The organism is Bacteroides sp. AR29, assembly GCF_900217715.1.
GTDB lineage: Bacteria > Bacteroidota > Bacteroidia > Bacteroidales > Bacteroidaceae > Bacteroides > Bacteroides uniformis.
In genome coordinates this window covers 1-25,754 of record NZ_OBMS01000006.1, presented here as the reverse complement: position 1 = coordinate 25,754, position 25,754 = coordinate 1, and the positions used below count along the sequence as shown (strand labels likewise).

At 49.9% G+C, this 25,754-nt stretch carries 19 protein-coding genes; 12 read left to right on the top strand and 7 right to left on the bottom strand.

Annotated elements, in window-relative coordinates; genetic code table 11:
• Positions 1–26 precede the first annotated feature (26 nt).
• The 10 genes from CSD97_RS05235 to CSD97_RS05190 all read left to right on the top strand — a co-directional run bounded on the left by CSD97_RS05235 (position 27) and on the right by CSD97_RS05190 (position 13,263).
• Complete coding sequence (locus CSD97_RS05235) at positions 27–764, top strand: YebC/PmpR family DNA-binding transcriptional regulator (RefSeq protein ID WP_005828265.1); 738 nt, start codon at positions 27–29, stop codon at positions 762–764.
• Complete coding sequence (locus CSD97_RS05230) at positions 764–1,009, top strand: TIGR03905 family TSCPD domain-containing protein (RefSeq protein ID WP_005836420.1); 246 nt, start codon at positions 764–766, stop codon at positions 1,007–1,009. Before CSD97_RS05235 ends, CSD97_RS05230 begins: the two co-directional genes overlap by 1 nt.
• A gap of 126 nt (positions 1,010–1,135) precedes the next feature.
• Complete coding sequence (locus CSD97_RS05225) at positions 1,136–2,401, top strand: Nramp family divalent metal transporter (protein WP_005836422.1); 1,266 nt, start codon at positions 1,136–1,138, stop codon at positions 2,399–2,401.
• A 32-nt stretch (positions 2,402–2,433) separates the two neighbouring features.
• On the top strand, positions 2,434–3,198 hold the full coding sequence (locus CSD97_RS05220) for an exodeoxyribonuclease III (protein ID WP_005828268.1): 765 nt from the start codon (positions 2,434–2,436) through the stop codon (positions 3,196–3,198).
• Positions 3,198–3,668 carry a C-GCAxxG-C-C family protein gene (locus tag CSD97_RS05215; RefSeq protein ID WP_035457924.1) on the top strand — a complete coding sequence of 157 codons (471 nt, stop codon included), beginning with the start codon at positions 3,198–3,200 and terminating at the stop codon, positions 3,666–3,668. The genes CSD97_RS05220 and CSD97_RS05215 overlap by 1 nt, the downstream gene beginning before the upstream one ends.
• Positions 3,669–3,818: 150 nt before the next feature.
• The gene (locus CSD97_RS05210; protein ID WP_005828272.1) at positions 3,819–4,019 is read left to right on the top strand and encodes a winged helix-turn-helix domain-containing protein; all 201 of its coding nucleotides are present in this window, start codon (positions 3,819–3,821) and stop codon (positions 4,017–4,019) included.
• A gap of 124 nt (positions 4,020–4,143) precedes the next feature.
• Entirely contained in the window at positions 4,144–5,925 is a 1,782-nt protein-coding gene (lepA, locus tag CSD97_RS05205; RefSeq protein WP_098032041.1) for a translation elongation factor 4, read from the top strand.
• A 39-nt stretch (positions 5,926–5,964) separates the two neighbouring features.
• Positions 5,965–7,284, top strand: a complete 1,320-nt coding sequence (gene nhaA, locus CSD97_RS05200; RefSeq protein ID WP_005828276.1) for a Na+/H+ antiporter NhaA — start codon at positions 5,965–5,967, stop codon at positions 7,282–7,284.
• Between the two features lie 192 nt (positions 7,285–7,476).
• Positions 7,477–9,753, top strand: a complete 2,277-nt coding sequence (locus CSD97_RS05195) for a PAS domain-containing sensor histidine kinase (RefSeq protein WP_044467298.1) — start codon at positions 7,477–7,479, stop codon at positions 9,751–9,753.
• Between the two features lie 108 nt (positions 9,754–9,861).
• Positions 9,862–13,263, top strand: coding sequence for a TonB-dependent receptor (locus CSD97_RS05190; protein WP_055288401.1), 3,402 nt, complete (start codon positions 9,862–9,864; stop codon positions 13,261–13,263).
• 99 nt (positions 13,264–13,362) lie between these two features.
• On the opposite strand, the gene CSD97_RS05185 is transcribed toward CSD97_RS05190, so the two are convergent.
• The 5 genes from CSD97_RS05185 to CSD97_RS05165 all read right to left on the bottom strand — a co-directional run bounded on the left by CSD97_RS05185 (position 13,363) and on the right by CSD97_RS05165 (position 20,768).
• A complete protein-coding gene (locus tag CSD97_RS05185) occupies positions 13,363–14,448 on the bottom strand; it encodes an endonuclease/exonuclease/phosphatase family protein (RefSeq protein ID WP_044467293.1) in 1,086 nt (361 codons plus the stop codon).
• A 9-nt stretch (positions 14,449–14,457) separates the two neighbouring features.
• Positions 14,458–15,414: a D-2-hydroxyacid dehydrogenase gene (locus tag CSD97_RS05180; protein ID WP_061411854.1), complete on the bottom strand. Its 957-nt coding sequence runs from the start codon at positions 15,412–15,414 to the stop codon at positions 14,458–14,460.
• Positions 15,415–15,504: 90 nt separating this feature from the next.
• The gene (locus CSD97_RS05175; protein WP_098032040.1) at positions 15,505–16,776 is read right to left on the bottom strand and encodes a replication-associated recombination protein A; all 1,272 of its coding nucleotides are present in this window, start codon (positions 16,774–16,776) and stop codon (positions 15,505–15,507) included.
• 12 nt (positions 16,777–16,788) lie between these two features.
• On the bottom strand, positions 16,789–19,374 hold the full coding sequence (locus CSD97_RS05170) for a DUF5686 and carboxypeptidase-like regulatory domain-containing protein (RefSeq protein WP_061411855.1): 2,586 nt from the start codon (positions 19,372–19,374) through the stop codon (positions 16,789–16,791).
• Between the two features lie 299 nt (positions 19,375–19,673).
• The gene (locus tag CSD97_RS05165) at positions 19,674–20,768 is read right to left on the bottom strand and encodes a UDP-N-acetyl glucosamine 2-epimerase (protein ID WP_061411857.1); all 1,095 of its coding nucleotides are present in this window, start codon (positions 20,766–20,768) and stop codon (positions 19,674–19,676) included.
• Positions 20,769–20,913: 145 nt separating this feature from the next.
• Between CSD97_RS05165 and CSD97_RS05160 the strand changes: the two genes are divergently transcribed.
• Positions 20,914–21,540: a trimeric intracellular cation channel family protein gene (locus CSD97_RS05160; protein WP_098032039.1), complete on the top strand. Its 627-nt coding sequence runs from the start codon at positions 20,914–20,916 to the stop codon at positions 21,538–21,540.
• 188 nt (positions 21,541–21,728) lie between these two features.
• Here CSD97_RS05160 and CSD97_RS05155 read toward each other — a convergent pair whose 3' ends face one another.
• A complete protein-coding gene (locus CSD97_RS05155) occupies positions 21,729–24,632 on the bottom strand; it encodes an insulinase family protein (protein ID WP_005836442.1) in 2,904 nt (967 codons plus the stop codon).
• 272 nt (positions 24,633–24,904) lie between these two features.
• Between CSD97_RS05155 and CSD97_RS05150 the strand changes: the two genes are divergently transcribed.
• Entirely contained in the window at positions 24,905–25,429 is a 525-nt protein-coding gene (locus tag CSD97_RS05150; RefSeq protein ID WP_098032038.1) for an RNA polymerase sigma factor, read from the top strand.
• Here the strand turns inward: CSD97_RS05150 and CSD97_RS05145 are convergent.
• Positions 25,413–25,754 (bottom strand): transposase (locus CSD97_RS05145; RefSeq protein ID WP_143272410.1); only part of this gene is annotated, 342 nt, incomplete at its 5' end. The genes CSD97_RS05150 and CSD97_RS05145 overlap by 17 nt on opposite strands.

Here is a 25,754-nt window from a genome sequence, read left to right as displayed (position 1 = left end):
AATTCATAATTTAAAATACAGTTCCAATGGGAAGAGCGTTTGAATATAGAAAAGCTGCCAAATTGAAAAGATGGGGTCACATGGCAAAGACCTTTACAAGACTGGGTAAACAAATTGCTATTGCGGTGAAGGCCGGTGGTCCGGAGCCGGAAAACAACCCGACACTGCGTTCGGTTATCGCTACTTGTAAGCGTGAAAACATGCCGAAGGATAATATTGAACGTGCTATCAAAAATGCGATGGGTAAGGACCAGAGCGACTATAAGGGTATGACTTATGAAGGATACGGTCCTCACGGTGTAGCTGTTTTTGTGGATACGCTGACTGATAATACTACCCGTACAGTAGCCGATGTGCGTTCCGTGTTCAACAAGTTCGGCGGTAACTTGGGAACAATGGGTTCACTGGCTTTCTTGTTTGACCACAAGTGCGTGTTCACTTTCAAGAAGAAAGACGGTATCGATATGGAAGAACTCATTCTTGACTTGATAGACTATGACGTAGAGGAAGACTACGAAGAGGATGAAGAAGAAGGTACTATCACTATTTATGGTGATCCGAAAAGCTATGCAGCTATCCAGAAACATTTGGAAGAGTGCGGTTTTGAAGATGTCGGCGGTGAGTTTACCTATATCCCGAACGATATGAAGGATGTGACTCCCGAGCAACGTGAAACCATCGACAAGATGATAGAGCGTCTCGAAGAGTTTGATGATGTACAGACGGTTTATACTAACATGAAACCGGAAGAAGGCGGAGAATAATGACATATACATACAAGACGCAAGGTACGTGTAGCAGTAACATCGAACTGAATGTGGAAGATGGTATTGTGAAAGAAGTGGCATTTTGGGGTGGATGTAATGGAAACCTGCAAGGACTTTCACGTTTGGTGAAAGGCATGCCGGTAGATGCGGTGATTGCCCGTTTGGAAGGAATTCGCTGCGGAAGACGTTCCACTTCCTGCCCCGACCAATTGTGCAAGGCATTGCACGAGATGGGGTATTGAGCCTACTGCCTGAAAGAATGGATGAGAGCCCTTGACATTGAAAGATGCCAGGGGCTTTTTTTGAACCTAACATGGAGGTATTTGTTATTATTTGAGTATTTTTACGCTCTTAATTGAACAGACACAATGAAGAATATTTTTAAAGACTTGAAACGGAGAGACCACAAACGCTATCTGGGCGGTCTGGACGTTTTTAAATATATAGGTCCCGGACTGCTGGTGACTGTGGGCTTTATTGACCCGGGGAACTGGGCATCTAATTTTGCGGCAGGGTCTGAATTTGGCTATTCATTGCTGTGGGTCGTGACTTTATCCACTATCATGCTGATTGTATTGCAGCATAATGTGGCGCATCTTGGCATTGTAACCGGCTTGTGCTTGTCCGAAGCCGCTACCAAATATACTCCTTCCTGGGTGTCGCGTCCCATATTGGGTACAGCAGTGCTGGCTTCCATCTCGACTTCGCTGGCAGAGATATTGGGAGGTGCCATCGCTTTGCAGATGCTGTTTGACATTCCCATCATATGGGGCTCTATCTTGACTACCGTATTTGTAGTCGTCATGCTTTTCACTAATTCCTACAAGAAGATAGAACGTTCCATCATTGCTTTTGTTTCGGTCATCGGGCTCTCCTTTATCTATGAGCTGTTTCTGGTGAAGATAGATTGGCCGCTGGCCGCACAAGGGTGGGTGACACCTTCGTTCCCGCATGGGAGCATGCTGATTATCATGAGTGTGCTCGGTGCGGTGGTGATGCCGCATAATCTGTTTCTGCACTCGGAAGTGATACAGAGCCATGAATATAATAAGAAAGATGATGCATCCATCCGTAAGGTGTTGAAATATGAATTGTTCGACACGCTGTTCTCTATGATTGTGGGATGGGCCATCAACAGTGCCATGATACTGCTGGCTGCGGCAACTTTCTTTAAAAGCGGTATTCAGGTGGAAGAGTTGCAGCAGGCCAAATCCTTGCTGGAGCCGTTGCTGGGAAACAGTGCTGCCGTGGTTTTTGCATTGGCATTACTGATGGCGGGTATATCTTCCACGATAACCAGCGGTATGGCGGCAGGTTCTATCTTTGCCGGTATTTTCGGAGAATCCTATCATATCAAAGACAGTCACTCGCAGGTGGGTGTGATTCTGTCATTGGGTATTGCACTGCTGCTGATTTTCTTTATCGGAGACCCGTTCAAAGGACTGCTGATTTCACAGATGATACTGAGCATCCAGCTGCCGTTTACGGTTTTCCTGCAAGTAGGACTGACTTCTTCGCGCAAAGTGATGGGGCAGTATGTAAACAGCAAATGGAGTACATTTGTACTTTATGCCATTGCTGCGGTGGTCACTGTGCTGAATATCATGCTGCTGGTATCCGAGTTGACATCTTGAATAATTCATTTTTAAGAAATCAAATAAGTAGTATGAAGATTATTACATATAACGTAAATGGGCTACGGGCTGCCGTGACAAAAGGTTTTCCCGAGTGGCTGGCACAAGAGCAGCCGGATGTGCTTTGTTTGCAGGAAACAAAGCTGCAACCGGAACAGTATCCGGCAGAGGCGCTGGATGCTTTGGGGTATAAGCATTACCTGTATTCTGCACAGAAGAAGGGGTATAGCGGAGTCGCTATTTTGAGCAAGCAAGAACCGGACCATGTGGAATATGGTATGGGTATTGAAGAATACGATAACGAAGGGCGCTTTATCCGTGCCGACTTCGGCGATGTGTCCGTTGTGAGTGTTTATCATCCTTCCGGTACCAGCGGTGATGAACGCCAGGCCTTCAAGATGGTCTGGTTGGAGAAATTCCAGGAATATGTATTGGAGCTGGAACGTACGCGTCCTAAACTCATTCTTTGCGGCGATTATAATATCTGCCATGAGGCAATAGACATTCACGACCCTATCAGGAATGCCACTAACAGTGGCTTCCTGCCTGAAGAGCGGGAGTGGATGACGCGCTTTCTCAATGCGGGATTCATAGATTCCTTCCGTTGGCTTCATCCCGACAAGCAGGAATATACGTGGTGGAGCTATCGCTTTAATTCACGTGCCAAGAACAAAGGGTGGCGCATTGATTATTGCATGGTGAGTGAACCGGTGCGCCCGATGTTGAAGGAGGCGAGAATATTGGGTGACGTTGTTCATTCGGACCATTGTCCGATGTTGTTGGAAATTACAGAATAATGATGATGGAAACAAAAGACAGAATAGAAAAAGCTGTGGAGCTTTTCAAGAGTGGCTATAACTGCTCGCAGTCGGTAGTGGGAGCTTTTGCAGATATGTATGGCTTTACAGAAGAGCAGGCTTTCCGGATGTCCGCCTCTTTTGGTGGTGGCATAGGTCGTATGAGGCAGACATGCGGTGCTGCATGCGGCATGTTCCTATTGGCCGGATTGGAAAAAGGAGCTGTGGAAGGCAAGGACCGTGAAGGTAAGGCGGCAAACTATGCGTTGGTGCAGGAGCTGGCTGCTGAATTCAAGAAACGAAATGGCTCTTTGATATGTGCTGAATTGTTGGGGTTGAGAAAACCGGAAGGTTCGTCCGTTCCGGAAGCCCGTACCGAGCAGTATTATGCTAAACGCCCGTGTGCCAAGATGGTAGAGGTAGCTGCCCAAATTTGGACCGAATACCTGGAAAAAACGTCCTCAAAGTAAGAAAAAAGAACTTTTTTACCCCTTAGTAAGAAAAAAAGTGCCTAATAACGTGTTGTATAACATAAATATACCTATCTTTGCAGCGATATAAAAACACCGACATCTCTATCTTTGGAGATGAGGATAACGTTTAACTAAAAGCAAATAGAAATGTTAAAAGAAAAAGCTGGTAATGTTGCAGGACAGATTTGGACTGCACTGAATGGCACAGATGGCTTGACTCACAAGCAAATCAAGAAAGCAACTAAACTGATTGACAAGGACTTCTTCCTGGGATTGGGCTGGTTGTTAAGAGAAGACAAGGTTTCTACTTCTGAAGTGGAAGGCGAATTGTTTGTAAAGCTGAACTAAGCGAGGAATTGATTGGAATGTTATAAAAAGATGCGTTGGTACATGAATATGTTATCAACGCATTTTTTTTATTTGCTCTGTTTTCACTATCTTTGCGCACCCAATTAATAGATAGTTATTGACAATGAAGAATATACGAAATTTTTGCATTATTGCCCATATCGACCACGGTAAATCAACTTTGGCAGACCGTCTGCTGGAATTTACCAATACTATACAAGTTACTAACGGACAGATGCTGGATGACATGGACCTTGAGAAGGAAAGAGGTATCACCATCAAGAGCCATGCCATACAAATGGAGTATACCTATAAAGGTGAAAAGTATATTCTGAACTTGATAGACACTCCGGGACACGTGGACTTCTCGTACGAGGTGTCACGTTCCATCGCCGCTTGTGAAGGAGCCTTGCTTATTGTAGATGCTTCGCAAGGAGTGCAGGCGCAGACCATTTCAAACCTCTATATGGCGATTGAGCATGATTTGGAGATTATCCCCGTCATCAACAAATGTGACATGGCAAGCGCCATGCCCGAGGAAGTGGAGGACGAAATCGTTGAACTGTTGGGTTGCAAGCGTGATGAAATTATCCGTGCTTCCGGCAAAACAGGCATGGGAGTGGAAGAGATTCTGGCTGCGGTCATTGAGCGTATCCCTCATCCAGAGGGTGACGAGGAAGCTCCGTTGCAGGCGTTGATTTTCGATTCTGTCTTCAATTCTTTTCGTGGTATCATTGCATATTTCAAGATAGTGAACGGTGTGATTCGTAAAGGGGATAAAGTGAAATTCTTCAATACAGGCAAGGAATATGATGCGGATGAAATCGGAGTGCTCAAAATGGAAATGATGCCACGTCCGGAGTTGCGTACGGGGGATGTGGGCTATATCATCTCGGGTATCAAAACCTCGAAGGAAGTGAAAGTGGGTGATACGATTACGCATATTGCCCGTCCTTGCGAAGAGGCTATCGCCGGTTTTGAGGAGGTAAAGCCGATGGTTTTTGCCGGTGTGTACCCCATCGAGGCAGAAGATTTCGAGGACTTGCGTTCTTCTTTGGAGAAGCTGCAGTTGAATGATGCTTCGCTGACTTTCCAGCCTGAGTCCTCATTGGCTTTGGGCTTTGGTTTCCGTTGCGGTTTCCTTGGGCTGCTCCATATGGAGATTGTGCAGGAACGCCTTGACCGCGAATTTGACATGAACGTTATCACCACCGTGCCCAACGTTTCCTACAATATCTATGACAAGCAGGGAAATATGACCGAAGTGCATAACCCCGGCAGCATGCCCGACCCTACTATGATAGACCGTATTGAGGAGCCCTATATCCGTGCCTCGGTGATTACCACCACTGATTACATCGGCCCTATCATGACTCTTTGTCTGGGCAAGCGTGGCGAGCTGGTGAAGCAGGAATATATTTCAGGTAACCGTGTAGAAATATACTATGACATGCCTCTTGGCGAAATAGTTATCGATTTCTATGATAAATTGAAGAGTATCTCTAAGGGATATGCCTCTTTTGACTATCATTCCAACGGTTTTCGTCCTTCCAAACTGGTGAAGCTGGATATTTTGCTGAACGGTGAGCCGGTGGATGCTCTTTCTACCTTGACACACTTTGACAATGCCTACGAATTGGGACGCCGGATGTGCGAGAAGTTGAAAGACCTGATTCCGAGACAGCAGTTCGATATCGCCATTCAGGCTGCTATCGGTGCCAAGATTATTTCCCGGGAAACGATTAAGGCTGTGCGTAAGGACGTAACGGCCAAATGTTATGGAGGTGACGTGAGCCGTAAACGAAAATTGCTTGAGAAACAGAAGAGAGGTAAGAAGCGTATGAAACAGATTGGTAATGTGGAGGTACCTCAGAAAGCGTTCCTGGCAGTCTTGAAGCTGGATTGATGTCGAAAGGATGAAATCTTAAATCAAATATACTTCTTTATGATTATTTTACGTACTGTGAAAAACTTCTCGTCGCTGAATATAGCGGCGAGCATCTTGCTGTTTTTGATGGCTATTTTGGCGGCCGTTATTGCTAATTCGCCGATGGCTCCGTTGTATCAGGGCTTTCTTTTGCAGGAACTACATCTGCGCATCGGAGACTTTAATTTGTTCTCCCATGGCGGTCATCCGTTGAAAATGATTGAGTTTATAAACGACTGCTTGATGACTGTTTTCTTTCTGGCTGTGGGGTTGGAGATAAAGCGGGAACTGCTGGTGGGTGAACTTTCTTCCTTTCGTAAGGCCTCTTTACCCTTTGTAGCGGCATGTGGCGGTATGCTGGTGCCGGTCATTGTCTATTCACTTTTGGTCGTTCAGGGTACTCCGGAAACGCGCGGTATGGCTATACCGATGGCTACGGATATTGCTTTTTCATTGGGTGTACTCAGTCTGCTGGGTAAACGGGTGCCTTTGAGTCTGAAAATTTTCCTGACGGCATTTGCTGTGGTCGATGATATTGGCGGCATTCTGGTTATTGCCATTTTCTATAGTTCCGAAGTGGCATACGGATATCTTATTGTAGCTGCTGTCCTTTATTTCTTCCTTTACTATATGGGGAAATTCGGTATGACACAGAAGATATTCTTCCTGCTTATCGGGGTAATTATTTGGTATTTGTTCCTTCAGTCGGGCATTCACAGCACTATTTCCGGAGTGATACTGGCCTTTGTAATACCGGCCCGTCCCCGTTTGGATGCCGGGAAATACATTAAACGCATCCGCGACATTATCGGTGATTTTCCGGTTACCAAATCAGATAATATTATATTGACCAATGAGCAGATTGCCACTCTAAAACAAGTGGAGCGCGCTTCTGATCATGTAATTAGTCCTTTGCAATCCCTGGAAGACAATTTGCATGGTGCGGTAAACTTTGTGATACTGCCGCTCTTTGCCTTTGCCAATGCCGGTGTGGTGTTCAGTGGAGGCGGTGGCGTTGTTGGAGCTGTTAGTATAGCGGTGGCTGCAGGATTGCTTCTTGGCAAGTTTATCGGTATTTTTCTGTTTACCTGGCTGGCGGTCAAGAGTGGTTTGTCCTCAATGCCTCCGGGAATGAATTGGAGAAGTGTTGCCGGAGTATCCTTGTTGGGGGGTATTGGCTTTACGGTATCTTTATTTATTGCCAACCTTTCTTTTGCAGGAGAATATCCGGATCTGCTGAACCAGGCGAAGTTTGGTGTATTGCTGGGAACGATTGTTGCCGGTATGTTGGGATATATGGTACTGAATGCGGTGTTGCCGAAGGTTAAGAACAAATAGATCTCCACTTTGGAATACTGGACGAAGAATCGGTTCTTTAGGGATATTCGGTAAATCCTCTGAAAGATAAGTTGGGATGTGTCAATGATTTAAGAAAACGTATTCTTTGTTACAGAAACAGAAGAAATAGTCCATTATTCTTAAAAAACATTCGTATCTTTGCTGATACAAGTCGAAAAGGACCTTCCGGATATGAAGCACATAAAGGCAGTTGCCGGATACATATTGATTCTTTCTCTCTGCCTCGTGTGTGCACACCCTGCCCATGCGGAGACACGGCGTATTGCGCTGATACACTCTTTCGAGCCGGGCTATCCGCCTGCTGCGAAGGCTCTGGAACTGTTGCAAAAAGAGTTCAGCCTTCTCGGCTTGGACTGCGATGTACGCGAATACTATCTGGACTGCGACCGCTACATGGAGGAGGCAGAAAACCTCCGTATGGCCGGTTTCGTGGACGACCTCTCTGCCTGGGGAGCCGAGTTGATAGCCGTGCTCGACGACCAGGCTGCCTATGCGCTGATGGCATGCAGACACCCGTTGGCGCATGAAATACCCGTTGTGTTCAGCGGTGTGAACTATCCCAACATATCTCTGCTCCTGCAATACCCCAACATCACGGGCTATGCCGACACGCCCGATTACTTGCGTACCATACGCATGATAGAGAGTATCATGGGAAAGTCGCGCATCTGCCTGATGAACGGACAAGTGTTTCTGGACCGCAAGATATGGCATGCGTTGAATGAGCAGTGTCGTGGGCAGGGGTTCGCCATCGTGACCTCTACCGAGGGTGCTTACTTTGCCGGTTCCTCCTATCACCGTGTGCGCGAGAGGGAGACTATCAGCCCTATACTGAAACGGCAGAACATAGACGTGTTGCTGGACACCACGAAGATTGTGCGCATGACGAGCGACTCCATAGCGATACGCCATCTGATGTGGCTGGGACGCGGCGACAATACGTTGCTGCTCTACACCAAGCGAGACTATACCACCAAGCGTGTGGGCATGCTCTTCGACAATCCCACGTTTCAGACCATCAACGAGGGCTTCGGCTTTGCCGACTACTTGCTGGGAGGATATTTCACTCCACTGGAAAGCCAGATAAGATACATGGCGACCGGTATCAAGGAACGCCTCGAAGGGCGGATGCCCCGGCAGCAGGTGACGGAATGCGCCAAGCAGTACGTGCTGAACTGGCATGTGCTGCAGAAGTATGGCATCCCGCTCGAGAGCATTCCGGCAGAGTACACTGTGATGTATATCCCTTTTTCGGAGCGCTACCGCTATCCTATACTCATCGGTTCCATCTTGGGCGCAGTCTTCGTGCTGACGGTGATAGTCTTGCTCTCCTTCAGCCTGCTGCGCGAACGCAGGCGCAAGCGTGAGGCATTGCGAAACCTCCTCTACGAGCATGAGACCCTCTGCCTGGCCATCGAAGGAAATTCTACCTACGCCTGGCGACTGGAGGGAGATTCCGTGTCCTGCGACTCGCAGTTTTGCGAGCTTATTCATCATCGCCCCGGCCGTCTTCTGCTCGATGAAATCACTCCCTACATCCATCCCGACGACTTACCCGCCTTCCGCAAGAACATAGCGGCAAGGCATGAACGCACGCACCACAAGGGGCAGTATCGCTGTAACTTCACCGGTGAGTTCCAGTGGTGGGAGTTCAGCTACAATACCATCCACACCCCCGGACACGCACCCATCATAGCCGGATTGCTGCAGAATATCCAGGAACTGAAAGACCACGAGCAGGAGCTGATAGAATCCCGCGAGCTGGCGGAGCAGGCCGAACTGAAACAGTCGTTCCTCAACAACATGAGCCACGAGATCCGCACTCCGCTCAATGCCATTGTCGGCTTCTCGGATATGCTGGCCAATGAGCCGGAGTTTTCAAACGAAGAGCGGCAGGAGTTTGTGGACATTATCAACACCAATACCAAACTGCTGCTGAAGCTGGTGGGCGATGTGCTGGAACTGTCGCGCATCGAGTCGGGTAACCTCTCGTTCACCTTTCAGCGGGAGAGCGTGTGCCGGTTGCTCGATGACGTCTATCAGACGCATAGCCTGCTTATCCGGCCGCCGTTGCAGTTCCTCAAGGATTTCCCTCCCGAAGATGTGCAGGTGAATGTAGACCCCATGCGACTGACACAGGTACTCACCAACTTCCTGAACAATGCCAACAAGTTTACGAAAGGAGGCAGCATCCGGCTGGGGTATTGCTGTCCGTCCGGCATGAGCGAGGTACATCTTTATGTGGAAGACACCGGCATAGGCATTCCGCACAGCGAGCAGAAGATGATTTTCGAGCGTTTCTACAAGCGCAGCGAGTTTTCCCAAGGCGTCGGGCTGGGCTTGTCCATCTGTGTGCTCATTGTCGAAAAGATGGGAGGACGCATCGAACTCCAGTCCGAGGAAGGCCGTGGAAGCCGTTTCACAGTGGTACTGCCTTGTATTGAATAAATCCTTAAAAAATGTAATCGCGTTGTAATGCCTTTATATATAATTTTGCGTATCTTTGCCAATGTTTTAAGAAATATAACGTTTTAAGAAACTAATTTAAAAGACATTATGTTAAAGAGAGTAAGAATTATACTGACGGTGCTGCTGTTACTGGCCACCGTGGGTGTAGATGCGCAGGTCACCACAGCTTCTATGGCGGGTAAGGTGACGGATGCAAGTAATGAGCCCATTATTGGTGCCACTGTCCAGGCGGTGCACCAGCCTTCCGGTTCGCGCTACGGAACCGTGACCAATGTCGACGGACGCTATTCCATCCAGGGTATGCGCACCGGTGGTCCCTATCGGGTAGAGATTTCCTATATCGGCTATCAGACAGTTATTTATAAGGACATCACTCTCCAACTGGGCGAGGTGTATAACCTGAACGTAGAGATGAGCGAATCTTCCGAGCTGCTGAACGAAGTGATTGTGACGGCTGCCAAGACCAAGTTTACCGCCGAAAAGACGGGTGCCACTACCAACATCTCTTCTGCACAGATAACGCAGCTCCCTACCGTGAACCGCAGTATCAGCGACATCGCCCGCCTTTCTCCCTACGCCAACGGCATGAGCTTTGCCGGAGGTGACGGACGTTCCACGAACTTCACCATCGACGGTGCCAACTTCAACAACAACTTCGGACTGAGTTCCAACCTTCCCGGTGGCGGAAATCCCATCTCGATGGATGCCATCGAAGAAGTGCAGGTAGTTGTCGCCCCGTTCGACGTACGCCAGACGAACTTCATCGGCGGCGGCATCAATGCCATCACCAAGAGTGGTACGAACACATTCAGAGGTACTGCCTATACCTATTACCGCAACCAGGACATGCGCGGTAACCGCATCAACGGCGAGGACCTGGGAGCACGTTCCGATGAGTCCAAGACTACCTACGGCTTCACGCTGGGTGGTCCCATCATCAAGAACAAGTTGTTCTTCTTTGTGAACTACGAAAAAGAGAAGACTCCGGGAGAGGTTATAAAGTATCGCGCGCGCGAGGACGGTGAAGATGCGAAAGGTATGGTGTCCCGTACACTGAAGTCGGACATGGAGAAGGTGTACAACCATCTGAAGGACAAATACGGCTATGATGCAGGCTCCTACACCAATTTCCCTGCCGACGAGGAGAACACCAAGCTGCTGGCCCGCATCGACTGGAACATCACGGACCGCCATCGCTTGAGCCTCCGCTACAACAATACGAAGAATACGGCTTGGAATGCCCCGAACGGCAACTCTTCCGATACGGGATATCGCCTGAACAATACTTACCGCGTAGGTACACAGTCTATGGCGTTTGCCAACAGCATGTATTCCATGGACAACAAGGTGCAGTCTTGGGCGGCAGATTTGAACAGCCGCTTCACCGATAAGATTTCCAATCAGTTGCTGTTCACCTACACCAATATAGAGGACATGCGCGGCACCAATTCTTCTCCTTTCCCCTTCATCGACATCATGGCAGGCAAGGACGAGAATGGAAACCAGATTCTGGAACCGTACATGAGCGCCGGTTACGAGTTGTTCACCTACAACAACGGTGTGAAGAACAAGATTACGAACATTACCGATAACTTCACCTTCTTCACCGGTAACCACAAGCTGACGGCAGGTCTTAGCTATGAGCACCAGTTTGCCAACAACGCCTATATGCGTAACGGTACGGGATATTACCGCTATAACAGTCTGGAAGATTTCCTGAGTGGCGCAGCTCCCGAATCATTCGCTTTGACTTATGGCTTCAACGGTGTGGCCAACCCCAATGCTCAGGTTACCTTCAACCAGCTTGGTTTCTATGCCCAGGATGAATGGAACCTCGGCAACAGTCTGAAACTGACCTACGGTATCCGTTTCGACAACTTGATGTTCGACAACGACGACCTCCAGAGAAACGATGCCATCTATGAGCTTGACTTCGACGGGCAGCACATCGACACTGGCAAGTGGCCGGATTCCAGATGGCAGATTTCTCCCCGTATAGGTTTCGTTTGGGACGTGTTCAAGGACAAGTCGCTGAAAGTACGTGGAGGTACGGGTGTGTTTACCGGACGTCTGCCGTTGGTTTTCTTCACCAATATGCCGACCAATGCTTCTATGGTACAGAACTCCGTTACCTTTAAGACCCAATATGACAATGGAAAGGTGGTGGGCCATGATTCCCGTCTGGACCAGTTGGCAGGCGGCATGATTACGGACATGAACCAGATAATCGACAAGTTCAACCTCCCCACCACGATTGAGAAACACGTGGCGGGAAGCAAGATTTCCGGTGTGGCTCAGGACTTCAAGATGCCGCAGGTGTGGAAGTCGTCTATCGCGGTGGACTATCAGGTACCCGTATCTTTCCCCTTGACCGTGACGGGAGAGTTCATGTTCACGAAGAATGTGAATGCCGTTACCATCAACAACATCAATATCAAGAACCCCGACGAATGGAAGTACAATAAGCTGACCACCGTCAAGGGCGCTGATGGAAAAGACGTGACAACTACGGAACTGCTGCATACGGGTATGCAACGTTTCAATGGTGCGGATAACCGTATGGTGTACTCTTATTCTCTTTATGACAACCCCGACAAGAATGTGAAATATGCAGGCGACTTCGTGCATTACAATGGCAAGAATGCCGTGGTACTCGACAATACATCCAAAGGCTACGGCTATACGGCAAACATCACGGTGAATGCCCAGCCGGTGGACGACCTGATGCTGATGCTGGCCTATACGCACACGGAGTCCAAAGAAGTTTCCGGTCTTCCGGGCAGCGACCCCATCTCTACTTGGCAGGGACTGAACACGATTGACGGTTCCAATTATGTGGATGCACAACGTTCACAGTATGTGGTTCCCGACAAGGTGATTGCTTCTGTGGGCTACTACATTCCCTTCAGACACAAAGGCCTGCTTCGCGGCACACACCTGAATCTGTTCTATTCCGGTTATTCTTCCGGTGGTTACAGCTTTTGCTACACCAACGACATGAACGGCGACGGCATCAACAACGACCTGATGTATATTCCGAAGGATGATAGTGAAATCAACTTCAAGACAGAGGAAGACCGCGTTGCTTTCTGGAAATTCGTAGAGCAGGATTCGTACCTGAAGAATCACAAAGGACAGTATGCTGAGGCTTATGCCGCTCGCGCTCCGTGGGTACACCGTTTCGATTTCCGTCTGCTGGAGGACTTCGAATTCAAGATTGGCAAGACTAAGCATTGCTTCCAGTTGAGTTTCGACATCATGAACGTGGGTAACCTCATCAACTCCAAATGGGGTATCTCCAAGACCAACACCGTTTCCAACAGCAACCGAATCCTGAAGTATGAAGGGGTGAAGAGCGCCACTGACCTGACTCCGGTATTCTCCATGTATAAGGTGAACGGTGAATATCCTACCAAGACTTACGACACCTATCAGAACTACAGCGAATGCTGGAAACTGCAAGTCGGTATCCGTTACGTGTTCAACTAATCGGGTGCAGATAACCTCCGTTGAATGGCGGAATATGATAAGGCAAGGGCTGTTCCGGGATTTCCGGGACAGCCCTTATTGTTTTTGGCTTTCTTTACTTTATTGTATTTCAACCTCCATAATCACTGGATTGTGGTCGCTGCACAAATCCAGGTCTGGAGAGTAGTATGCAATACCCTTCAGGCTGGGGGAGTGGAAGATGTAGTCAATACGCAACATGCGTTTGGCATAGCGGTAGGTGTACATGTATCCGTTTCCGGCAGTGCGGAATCCGTCTTTGAGGGTTTTCCTCAAATGATGGTAGGTGTAGGAGGAAGGTATTGAGTTGAAGTCGCCGCATAGCAGCACGGGATAGGGGCTGGTCTTAGCGTAGTGGCTGATGACGTAAGTCTGCGTGGCCCGCTTCATGAAGTTTTCGTGCAGGGTGCCTGCGGCATCTTTGGCTGCCTGGACTTCGCGGCGGGTGTCGTCGGTGGCCAGCTCGCGTTCCCACTTCCTGCGCTTCTGGCTAACGCTGGTGGTCTGCAGGTGGTTGTTTATCAGACGTATGGTATCCGTACCCATCACTACATCGCACATCATGCTACAGTTGGAGCTGTGCTGGTAAGTGATGAAACGGTGGTTCGCCAATGGATAGCGGCTGAATACGGCGATAGGCAGTACGCCCTTGACGGAGTCTTCAGAAGGGATGAGCGCGTGTGACCAATGCGAGAGTACGCGCCGTATGCTGTCTGTGGGGAAGTCACTGTTGTCTCCGAACTCCTGGAAGCACAGCACATCCACGCCCTCCTGCTGCATGTACCGGGCTATCTCCTTGCAGGAATAACCGGTAATCTCACCTCCAAAGTTGTGTATGTTGTAGGTGGCTATCTTCAGATACTTGCCTGCCGGGGTCTTGTCTTTCGGCAGGTTGAGCTGGAAGACAGACGTCAGATATCCCCAGTTGCAGAAGAATGCCACCAGCGGAATCAGTGCCCAGCGCTTACGGGCCAATGCCCAGCAGAGTGCCGTTATCAGATTGACAATCAGGAGTACGGGCACTGCCAGCCCCAGTAATGGCATGATGACGGAATCGACCGGAGCTACATTTCCTGAGAAGGCTGCCATTATGGTGATGGTGGCCAAGACGAATGTCGCTGCTATCAGACAGATGTAGAACAGACCTTTTACGGCGGACTTTCCCATGTTGTTTGCTTATTTATTCACTACGTTCACCGGCTTGCCGTCTTGGTAGGCCTTGATGTTCCCGAGCATAATCTGCATGAGGCGTTCGCGCGCGGCGGTGCTTGCCCAGGCAATGTGCGGAGTGATGTAGCAGTTGCGGGCGGAGAGCAACGGATTGTCGGCACGGGGAGGTTCTTGCGAGAGTACGTCTACGCCGGCGGCATAGATGGTACCGTTGTTAAGTGCGTCGGCAAGGTCTTGTTCGTTGATGAGCGGGCCGCGTCCGGTATTGATGAGGATGGCGGTGGGCTTCATCAGTCGGAGCCGTTCTGCATTTACCATCTCGCGGGTGGAGTCGGTGAGGGGACAGTGCAGGCTGATGATGTCACATTCGCGGAACAGCTCGTCCAGCTCCATCTTGCGGATTTCGGGAGGAAGCTGGAAGTTGGTCTTGGAGGTGTAGGCACATACCTTCATACCGAAGCCGATGGCGATGCGGGCGGTGGTGAAACCGGTGTGGCCCAGGCCTACGATTCCGAGCTTCTTTTCGCGCAGTTCGATGAGCGGCGTGTCCCAGAAACAGAAGTCCTTGCTTGCTGTCCAGCGGCCCCGGTGCACCTCTTCGGAGTGGTGTTGCACTTGCTGGGTGATGTTTAGGATGTGGGCAAAGACCATTTGGGCTACGGAGTCGGTGCTGTAGGCGGGAATATTGGTGACGATGATTCCGCGTTCTTTGGCGGCAGTGGTGTCTACGATGTTATATCCGGTGGCCAGCACACCGATATACTTCAGTTCGGGCAGTGCCGCCATGTGTTCAGCGGTGAGTACAGTTTTGTTGGTCAGCAGGATTTCTGCACCAGCAGCGCGTTCCAATACTTCCGCAGGGGCGGTGCGGTCGTAGATGGTGCACTCGCCCAAGGCTTGCAATTCGTCCCAGCAGAGGTCGCCGGGGTTGGCGGCATAGCCGTCTAATACTACTATATTCATGGAGTTATGAGTTATGAGTTATTTGTTGTGGGGATTTTCTGTATCCGACTTTTAATCTCTAATTTTCAATTTTTAATTTGAATTGATAGTTTACCATTTCTTTTCCTCTCCCCAGAGTTGCTGCATCCGTTCCTTATGCTTTTGCTCGGCAGGGTTGAGTTGTGGTTCCCAGATGCGGCGGTCTTTCAGTTCGTCGGGCAGGAATTGCTGCTTGACGAAGTTGCCGGGGTAGTCGTGGGCGTACTTATACTTCTCGCCGTAGCCCAACTGCTTCATCAGCTTGGTGGGCGCATTGCGTAGGTGCAGGGGGACGGGGAGGTTGCCTGTTTCGCGTACCAGTTCCAGGGCATTGTTGATGGCCATATGGGCTGAATTGCTCTTAGGACTGGTGGCGAGGTATATGGTGGCTTCTGCCAGGGGGATACGTCCTTCGGGCCATCCCACTTTCATCAGCGTGTCGAAGCAGGCGTTGGCAAGCAGCAGCGCGTTGGGGTTGGCCAGTCCGATGTCTTCGGAGGCAGAGATGACGAGGCGGCGGGCTATGAAGGCAGGGTCTTCACCGCCTTCTACCATGCGTGCCAGCCAGTAGATGGCGCCATCCGGGTCGCTGCCGCGAATGGATTTGATGAAAGCGGAGATGATGTCGTAGTGCATCTCGCCGTCCTTGTCGTAAGCAAGAGGGTTCTGTTGAAGGCGTTCGGTCACCATGTCATCCGTGATGAGGACAGGGTCGGTGGCTTCGGAATCTATCACCAGTTCGAGGATGTTGAGCAGCTTGCGGGCGTCTCCTCCGCTGAAGCGGAGCATGGCAGTGGTTTCTTTCAGTTCTATTTTCCGTTCCTTCAGCACGGTGTCCGTGGTGATGGCGCGTTGCAGCAGTTCCAGCAGGTCGTCCTTCTCCAGTGACTTCAGGGTATAGAGCTGGCAGCGGGATAGTAGCGGGCGGATGACCTCGAACGAAGGGTTCTCCGTGGTGGCGCCTATCAGCGTCACGGTGCCTTGCTCCACGGCTCCCAACAGCGAGTCTTGCTGCGACTTGCTGAAACGGTGTATCTCGTCGATGAAGAGGATGGGACTGGCTTGCGAGAAGAAGCGGTTGCTCTTGGCACGCTCTATCACGTCGCGTACATCCTTCACACCGCTGGTCACGGCACTAAGTGTATAGAAAGGGGTTTCCAGCTTGTTGGCGATAATCTGTGCCAGGGTTGTCTTTCCCACTCCCGGAGGGCCCCATAAGATAAACGAAGAGATACGTCCTGCATCAATCATCTTACGCAGCACTGCACCCGGTCCCACTAAATGTTTCTGACCGATATATTCATCTAATGTTCTTGGTCTAAGCCGTTCTGCTAATGGTTGCATAGTATGTAACTCTTAAAATATCATTAATATCATGAAGCGTATACCGCCCTTCTTCACTCCCGGTATGTCCGTATAGGTCAGCCTACGTACATATTCTATGTGGAGCAGCTTGAAGATATTGTAGATACCTACACTGGCTTCCACATAGGGAGTCTTGCCCATGACGTGGCTGGTGGGTACACCGTCGCGCATGGGGAAGAGGAACAAGTCGGGATTGTTGCTCTTGTATGGGTTGTTCTTGTCCGTCAGCGTGCCCCACAGACCACGGATGCGGAACATCTCACGCCACTTCAGCTTCTTGATGAGCGGGATGCGGTTGAAGAGTTTTCCGTTCATGTCGTAGCTTAGGTTGAGGGAGGCGTAACGGTCGTTCAGGAACTCCATGTTGTTGATGAGGTTGAAGGACTCGTTGTTCTGCGTGATGTACGAGAGGTTTGCCATCGGTAGGTTCAGCAGGGGGAAGGGAACGGTGTTCCATTGCGCACCGGCACGTGCCGTTACGTCCAGCTTGCCCCATGAGCCGAGCCAGAAGCGCTTCCGGATGCTGGCTTCCGTCAGGTTGAAGTTGTACTCTCCACCCAGCACACCCTTGAATCCGGCGGTGTGGGAGAGGGTGAAGGTGGGCGCATCCAACGATACGGGCACGCGGCGCTGCTTGGTGTTGACGAAGGTTTCGCCGGGAGCGTAACGCAGGGTCACACCCAGCTCGGTAGTGGTGATGTCGTGCACCAGCGTATTCTTTTCATCCCACTGTCCGGGTGTTTCTCCGTTGTTCTTCCAGTATTGCAGTTGCCCCGCAGGCTGGTCGTTGCGGTGGCGTGCCATGGCCTGGATGGAGAAGCCGGTATTGGTCTCCAGCTCGTAGGTCAGCGTGGCGTCGCGCATGTAGGACATCTGGTCTACCGTGGTCCATTTCCAGCCGACAAACAAGTTGTCCTTGTCCGTGGCGAGGTACTTGTCCATGGGAGACATCACGTCGTAGGTGTACTTGAAGGCGATGTAGTGCTTCGGGAACTCCCACAATACGTATTCGCGTTTGTTGAAGGAGTAGGCCACCTGCCCGGAGTAGAACCATTTCTTGTCCTTGGTTCCGTAGGCGCCGTAACCGCTCAGGCTCCAATGCGGGTCGAGGTTACCGGTTGTCATACCGCTCAGACGGAAACGGGTGCCGTTGACGTAGTTGCTGGTTATCATTGTATTGATAGGACCGAAGTCGAACTTACTGGGATGCTTCTTGCTGCCCGTTTCCACGAAGTTCTCAATCAAGGCTTTCGCTCCGAAGATGACGTACTTGAAGCCGGGAATCTGTTCGATACGGTTCATGAATACGTCCATCGTGCTCTCCTTCTTGGTGAGAGGCACTTGGCGCACTTTCGCCCAATATTCGTCGCTCTTGGCAAGCATGTTCGCCTCCTTGATGACATTTCCTTTCAGGCGGAAGAGGCGGGGTTCTATCTCTGTGAACTGATAGTCGCTGTACTTGGTGGTCCGCTGTACTTCCAGGCCTTGGATACCTTTCACGAAGTGCAGTTCCACGGTCATGTCGTCGTCGGTCAACACCCAGTTGCTGTCGGGCAGTTGTTCGAACTGCTGCACGATGTCGAGGTTTTCCACGAAGTTGACACCCGTCTTCTTGGGTAGGTTCATGGTACATTTCTTCACGGCATAGGTGGAGTCCTTCACCACGTAGAGGTGCCCCGTGAAACCGAAGTCCTGCGGGTTCTGCGGAACGAAAGTCAGATGCACGCACTCCTGCTTGTCCACCATGAGTGTGTCCATCAGATAGTACTTGTAGAAGCTGATGGCTCCGCGACCGATGGGGCTGACGAAGCGGCGTTGCAGCAGCCGGATGTCGTCGTCGTAGATGTTGATGTCGGAGAATACGTCCGTAAGGATGGTCCCCAGCATGTCTCCGGTGTTGAAGAACTCTTCGATACCAGTGGAGTTCATGCCTTCGATGATGGTCTTTTCGCTCTTGGGGCTTTTACGGAAAATGGTCTTGCTCGCCGTCTCCTTGATGGAGATGGGTAGAATCATCTTGTTGGTCTTGGGCGATACCTCCACCTGGTCTTTGAAGAAGGAGAATTTCTTGTAAATACCTTTCTCCATTTTGTCGGGGGTGACATCGTTGAGCGACATCTTCATCTTTTCATATTTCTGATACTGATAGTAGTCGTTCTCTTCCAGTTTCAGGGCCTTCTTGTTCTCGATGACCTTCTTCATAAACTCCACGGCGGGGTTGTTCTTGCGGGAATATTTCTCCTTCTTGGGCTTCACGACGACCTCGGAGAGCATGATGTCGTCCGGTTGCAACTTGACGTTCAGCACCCGGGTACCGGGATTCAGTTTCACTTTCTTGGTGATATAACCTACAGCGGAGAATGTCAGCTCATCCCAGCCTTTGTGGGTTTCAACCTGGTATTCACCGTTTGCGTTGGAGATGCCGCCTACACCTTTCCCTTCATACTGTACGGTGATATACATCAGCGGTTCGTTCGTGAGGGAGTCTGTGATGACACCCTTTATCTGGGCGGATGCGCTGATGGAGACGAACAGTGACAGCAGGAAAAGGGCGTAAATTGTATATCTTTGCTTCATAAGTTACAGATAATTCGGGCGCAAAGTTAACAAATTAAGGTTAATCAAGAAGCAAATATAGACTAAAGAAACGGGAGATATGGTTAAATGAACGTGAAAGTCGTATGTCTTGTTTGCCGGATACAGATAAAAAACGTACAGAATCCTTATAGAAAAGTTGCCGGATATAAAGGATAAAGTTGCACAACGTATGGAGAAAGTTCTATCCCAAGCCTTGGGATAGAAAGACCCAAGCTTGGGATAAGCGTCCGTAGGTTTGGGATAGACGTTTGCAAGCTTGGGATAGAATTTATGGAGGATTATGAATTGTTGCCGTTCAGTAGTGTCTGTACGATGCGTTCCGCCGTTCGTCCGTCCCAGCGGTCGGGCAGGGTGGTGTGCTTCCATTCTCCGTGCAGCAGCTTGTCGAGCGAGGCGGAGAGAGCGAAGGAATTTTCGCCTACCAGCTCGTTGGTACCGATGCGCCAGGTTTCGGGATGCTCGGCATAGGTATTGAGGGTGATGCAGGGGACGTCGAGGAAGGTAGCTTCTTCGGCGATGTTTCCCGAGTCGGTGACGATGCCCCGTGCCTGGTTGATGAGGAATCCGAAGTGCAGGTAACTCTGCGGAGGCAGGATGTGCAGGTTGGTAGCATTCACTTCCAGCGACTTCACCGCCTTTTGCACGTAGGGGTGTAGCGGGGCGACGATAGGCATGCCGCCGGCCTTTTCGATAACGGTCTGGAGCAGGGAGTGCAGTACGGCCTTCTTCTCCAGCAGGTCACGGCGGTTGAGGGTGAGCAGCAGGTAGTTCCCTTTCCGCAGGCCGAGGCTGGAGAACCACATGGGCTGCACCAGGCGGTGGCGGTTGAAACGGATGGTGTCAATCAGTATGTTGCCCACGTAGTGGATATATTCGGGTATCATGCCCTCCTGGTTGAGGTTGCGGTTGGCCACCATGCTGGCGGTGAAGAGATAGTCGGAAATGGCGTCCACGATGGTGCGGTTCACCTCGCGGGGCATGTTCATGTCGAAAGAGCGTGTGCCGGCTATGACGTGCGCCACCTTCAGTCCGCGCTTCTTGGCGACGATGGAGCAGCTCATAGTGGCGGTCATGTCATCTACCACCAGTACGACTTGTGCCGGATGCCCGTCCAACTCCCGCTCGAAGGCGAGCATGATGGAGGCTGCCACCTGCGAGTGGTTGTGTCCGGTGACACCGAGGTAGGCATCCGGTTTCCTCATGGAAAGGTCGGAGAAGAGCGAGGCATCCAGGCTGGTGTCATCCTGCGGACCGGTGTAGACGATGCGGTAGGAGATGTTCTTTCCTGCCTCTCTGGCGGCGTCGATGGCGCGGCAGATGGGGGCTATTTTCATGAAGTTGGGGCGTGCGCCCGATACGATTGTTATTCTCATTGTCGTAGTTGGTGAAAAATGATACGACAAAAATACGTTTTCTTAGGGAAATTATTTGTTACTTTGCCTATTATTTTCAGAGTGTCTGTTGAAAATACACACTTATTCAATGTTTAATTTATAATTTTTAATTCTCAAAGTGATAATGCCAACATTTGTTCAGATACTCGATTTCATTGGCACATTTGCCTTTGCCATCAGTGGCATACGCCTGGCCTCGGCCAAGCGGTTCGACTGGTTTGGAGCGTATGTGGTGGGTTTTGTGACGGCCATTGGCGGCGGTACGATACGCGACCTGTTGCTGGACGTCACCCCGGGCTGGATGACGGATCCCATTTACTTGATTTGTACCGGACTGGCCTTGTTGTGGGTCATCCTCTTCGGTAAACATCTCATCCATCTGCACAATACGTTCTTCATATTCGACAGTATTGGCCTGGCACTGTTCACGGTGGTCGGCGTGGGCAAGAGCATCGCGCTGGGCTATCCCTTTTGGGTGGCCATCATTATGGGCAGCATCACCGGGGCTGCGGGAGGTGTGATACGTGACGTATTCATCAACGAAATTCCGCTGATATTCCGGAAGGAGATTTATGCGATGGCTTGTGTGGTAGGAGGGACCTTCTACTGGATGTGCCATCTTCTGGGGATGGAGTCTTTCGTGTGTCAGATTGTGGGCGGTGTGACGGTGTTCGTTACTCGCATACTGGCGGTGAAGTATAGGATTTGCCTGCCTATCCTTTCGGGCAATGAGGAGGAGCGGGAAATGTAGTCCATTGTCTGCTGTCTGAGAATCTCAGGGATTTTCCGGTGAAATTCCGGGCAATGTGCAAAAGAACTCCAGGTGTTAAAAATAAGATTCCCCGGCATTTGCAACCGAAATGTCGGGGAATCTTTCATATTCCTCGTTCCCCTGATAAGGGGGAAGGAGGATGGGATTGCTAAAGGGATAAAACAAGGTTAGAACAATGCATCCTTCGTGTTGAAAAGTTTGCGTTCGTTCAGTTTCACTACCTTGCCGAATTTTTCCAGTCGCTTCAGGTCAATGTTCTTTGGGTTGCCCATGATGGAAATGCAGTAAGGTTTGTCTTTGATGTTCTCTTCGTAGAATTTCACGATGTCGTCAAAGGTCAGTGCATCTACTTTCGGCAGGTTTTCCTTTGCTGGGTCGTCTGTGTAGCCTCTGTAGCCCAAGTCTACCAGTTCCATGGCTTTGTTGCGGAAGCTGGGGTGACTGGTCAGCATGGCTTGGCGGAGGTAGCTCTTGATGTTGTCGATACGTTCCGGATTTTTCGGCATGTCGTTGACGAGACCCATCAGTACGTCCAATGCATCGTTTGCCTTGTCGTTCTGGGTACCGATGTAGCCGCGCAGATAGCTTGCTTTTCCGGCTATGCCTTGCGTGCCGACGAATGCATAGGCTGTATAGGCCATGGAGCGTTTTTCGCGGATTTCGTTCAGAACGATGCCGGTGAAGTCAAGACCGAAGTATTGGTTGAATGCGCTACGCAGCACGTCGTCCTTTTTGTCAGCCTTCTGCATCGGGATGTAGAGGTGGATTTGGGCTTGTTCTGCATCGTTGTTAGGCAGGAAGTAGACGGTGTTTTCGGTCACCGGCATCATGTCCTTTGCCTGTGGGGAGTTGGACGGGCGTTCGTTGGCCACCAATGGGAGGTTCTTGCTCAGGATATCGTATACTTGGTCGAAGGGGAGTGTTCCGGTGAAGAACACCTTTGCCTCGTAGTTGGAGGCGCGGTTGATGTCGCCCGTCAGTTCTGAAATCTGTAATTCGTAAATCTCCTTGTCGGTCAGTTCCTTGATGTAGTCTGATTTCTCTCCGTAGAGCATGTACTGCCGCAGTGCTTCGTTCAGGATGCTGACGTTGTCTTTGCGCTGCTGGCGCATACCCATTGCCGAACCTTTCAGACGTGCCAGTTGCTTTTCGTCCAGTTTTGGCATCAAAATCTGGCGTGAAAGTAGCTGGCAGGCTTGCGGCAGGGTGGCTTCGTAGCCCTCCATGATGATGTAGAGGTTGTCATCATCGGCTGTCACGTGGCAGGTTGCGTTCAGCTTGCTGAGTTCTTCTTTCAACTCTTGCGGTTCGTAGGCCCCCATGATGCCTGCGTTGTTCATCAACTGGGCGGCATAGCCAAGTTTTGGGAATTCGCGTTCACCGGCTCCGTATTGTACAACCAACTGGAATACGTTATTCTCCTTGTTGGGTGTGTAGTACATCTTTGAACGGTCGTTCAGTTGCTTGATTTGCACTTCGCCGTAGTCTGCGAATTTCTCCTCCATCTGTCCGATGGGCAGGTTTTTGAATTGTGTTGCATAGAGCGATTCTTTTCCTATCGGAGGTTCTACGGGTTTGTAACCCGGCTTCTCAATCTTGGCGTTCTTGTCAGGCTTTCCTTTTTCGATATATAGGGCCAGGTAATTGTCTGACAGATATTTCTTGGCTACTCGCTTGATGTCGTCAGTGGTGATGGCCATAATCTTGTCCTTGTAATTGAGTATGTCGCCCAAGTCCTGCTCGTTGTAGAAGGCGTTCATCAGTATCATGGCCTTGTCCTCGTTCGACTCCATTTCCAGGTCGAACTGGCGGCATTTCTCGGCTTTGATGGCATCAATTTTCCAGTCCTCGAATTCTCCGTTGGCGATTTGCTGGATGGCTTTCAAGGCTTTCTTTTCGGCGCTCTTGGTCGACTCGAAACGGCGCTGGTTTTCGTCGTAGAGGGGAATGGCCGCTACGATGGCGCGTCCTTGTTCGCGGAAAGTACGGGTGTAGGCTCCGGCGCTGGTCAGTTCACCGTCCAGTACCAGCTTGTCCATAGTTCCGGTCTGACTGTTGTTGTTCAGCAGTGCCAGGGCGATGTCCAGAGCGTCTTCGTCGGGATGTCCGGCAGGTACTCCATTGAATACCATTGCCACTTGCGGGTAGAATCCTACTTTAGCCGAATACTGTTTGCGGCCCTTTATTTCGAGGTTCTGGTAGACCTTGCGCTCGGGTGAGGGTTTAGCAGCCAGACGTCCGAAGGCGGCATTGATGCGTCCGCTGATTTGTTGGGCTTTGATGTTTCCTACGAGTACCAGTACCATGTTTTCGGGGACATACCATTGTTCGTAAAATTCAATCAGCTTGCTCAGGCGGGGATTCTTCAAATGTTCGGGCAGGCCGATGATGGAACGGGAGTAAGGATGTCCCTCAAAAGCTTTCTCCATCACGAACTGGTTCTGTGCACGTCCCTGGTCATCTTGTGAACGGTTATATTCTTCGTACACGTTTTCCAGCTCCGACTGGAAGGAACGGAATACGGGATGCAGGAAACGTTGTGAGGAGATTTCCAGCCATTTGTTTATCTGATAGGCAGGGAAGGAGCTGTGATAGAAGGTCCAGTCATAGTAGGTGCCTGCATTCACCCCTTTGGCACCCATGCTTTCCATCAGGTTGGAGTATTCGTTGGGAAGTCCCAATTTTCCAGCTTTGACGGTCAGCTCATTGATTTCCTTGCTGATGGCTTCTTTTTTTGCCGGGTCGGCTTCTTCGGCCATCTGGTCGTACTTGGCGATGATTTCCTTGTAGATCGGTTCTTCTTCCGTCCAGTTCAGCGCGCCTATCTTGTCTGTTCCTTTAAACATGACGTGCTCCAGGTAGTGTGCAAGTCCCGTGTACTCTTCGGGGTCGTTGATGGAACCGGCACGTACGCCTACCAGTCCGAACACGTCCGATTTGGATTCATCTTCCCATATATATACGGAAAGACCGTTCTTCAGCTTGAACGCCTTCAGTCCTTGTCCGAAGGAGGGCAGGGAAATGATAAGGGTAGTCAGCAGAAGAAGTGACTTAAATTGAAATGATTTCATAAAATAAAGTGTTTTTATGTAATAAAAGTGTTTTCCTATATGTAGGCAAAGCTATAAAAAAATCACGTAACATTTACGAAATCTTCGGAAAAATGATAGTTTTCAGTATATAATATCACCCGTAAACTATCAGAGAGGGGGGTGTAAACTGTCAAATGATAGTTTTCACCCCTAATAAAAACCGTATTCCGTCCCCCGGGGCTTCAAATCTTCCTTATACTTGCAATCATAAAACCTAAACCATTATTAACTATTTAAAAATTGAGCAAAGTATGAATACTTACAGTTTTAGAAAAGATTTGCTTGCAGTGCAAGAAGAACTGCTTCGCTTTGCATACAAGTTGACAGCCGACCGGGAAGAAGCGAATGATTTGTTGCAAGAGACATCTCTCAAGGCTTTGGATAACGAAGACAAATTTGAACCCGACACCAATTTCAGAGGTTGGATGTATACCATTATGCGCAACATCTTTATCAATAATTACCGGAAAATAGTTCGCGAACAGACTTTTGTGGACCAGACGGACAATCAGTATCACCTCAGTATGCCCCAGGATTCCGGTTTTGCCAGTACCGAAGGTGCCTACGACCTGAAAGAAATGCACCGCATCGTCAATGCCCTTCCACGCGACTATAAAGTCCCTTTCTCCATGCACGTGTCCGGTTTCAAGTACCGTGAGATTGCCGAACGCCTCGGCCTTCCGCTCGGAACGGTGAAAAGCCGCATCTTCTTTACACGCCAGAAGTTGCAGGATGAACTGAGAATTTGTTTTGAAATGCTTAGAAAAATCTCTTAAGGAGTATTTGTATAAATGCCACCGTTACCATTGCTTCTGCCGTTTCCGTCAGGAATTCGTAATCAATAGTGAGCCTTCTATAGTTTTCCAACCATGAGAAAGTCCTTTCAACAATCCATCGTTTAGGTACTACATTGAATTTTCTGGGGTTTTCTTTGGGTCTGAGTACAACCTCCAAGTCCCATCCGAACTTTTGTTTTGTCCACATAGCCAAATCCCCTTGATAACCTCCGTCAGCAAGTATCTTGCAGAGTCTTGGGAATTTGAAGGCAAGCTTTTCCATTGTGGGCACAGCCCCTTTACTATCATGAATGTTTGCTTCATG

Coding starts and splice junctions, on each gene's coding strand:
- CSD97_RS05235 (WP_005828265.1), top strand. CDS start 27: ATGGGAAGAGCGTTTGAATATAGAAAAGCTGCCAAATTGAAAAGATGG.
- CSD97_RS05230 (WP_005836420.1), top strand. CDS start 764: ATGACATATACATACAAGACGCAAGGTACGTGTAGCAGTAACATCGAA.
- CSD97_RS05225 (WP_005836422.1), top strand. CDS start 1,136: ATGAAGAATATTTTTAAAGACTTGAAACGGAGAGACCACAAACGCTAT.
- CSD97_RS05220 (WP_005828268.1), top strand. CDS start 2,434: ATGAAGATTATTACATATAACGTAAATGGGCTACGGGCTGCCGTGACA.
- CSD97_RS05215 (WP_035457924.1), top strand. CDS start 3,198: ATGATGATGGAAACAAAAGACAGAATAGAAAAAGCTGTGGAGCTTTTC.
- CSD97_RS05210 (WP_005828272.1), top strand. CDS start 3,819: ATGTTAAAAGAAAAAGCTGGTAATGTTGCAGGACAGATTTGGACTGCA.
- lepA (WP_098032041.1), top strand. CDS start 4,144: ATGAAGAATATACGAAATTTTTGCATTATTGCCCATATCGACCACGGT.
- nhaA (WP_005828276.1), top strand. CDS start 5,965: ATGATTATTTTACGTACTGTGAAAAACTTCTCGTCGCTGAATATAGCG.
- CSD97_RS05195 (WP_044467298.1), top strand. CDS start 7,477: ATGAAGCACATAAAGGCAGTTGCCGGATACATATTGATTCTTTCTCTC.
- CSD97_RS05190 (WP_055288401.1), top strand. CDS start 9,862: ATGTTAAAGAGAGTAAGAATTATACTGACGGTGCTGCTGTTACTGGCC.
- CSD97_RS05185 (WP_044467293.1), bottom strand. CDS start 14,448: ATGGGAAAGTCCGCCGTAAAAGGTCTGTTCTACATCTGTCTGATAGCA.
- CSD97_RS05180 (WP_061411854.1), bottom strand. CDS start 15,414: ATGAATATAGTAGTATTAGACGGCTATGCCGCCAACCCCGGCGACCTC.
- CSD97_RS05175 (WP_098032040.1), bottom strand. CDS start 16,776: ATGCAACCATTAGCAGAACGGCTTAGACCAAGAACATTAGATGAATAT.
- CSD97_RS05170 (WP_061411855.1), bottom strand. CDS start 19,374: ATGAAGCAAAGATATACAATTTACGCCCTTTTCCTGCTGTCACTGTTC.
- CSD97_RS05165 (WP_061411857.1), bottom strand. CDS start 20,768: ATGAGAATAACAATCGTATCGGGCGCACGCCCCAACTTCATGAAAATA.
- CSD97_RS05160 (WP_098032039.1), top strand. CDS start 20,914: ATGCCAACATTTGTTCAGATACTCGATTTCATTGGCACATTTGCCTTT.
- CSD97_RS05155 (WP_005836442.1), bottom strand. CDS start 24,632: ATGAAATCATTTCAATTTAAGTCACTTCTTCTGCTGACTACCCTTATC.
- CSD97_RS05150 (WP_098032038.1), top strand. CDS start 24,905: ATGAATACTTACAGTTTTAGAAAAGATTTGCTTGCAGTGCAAGAAGAA.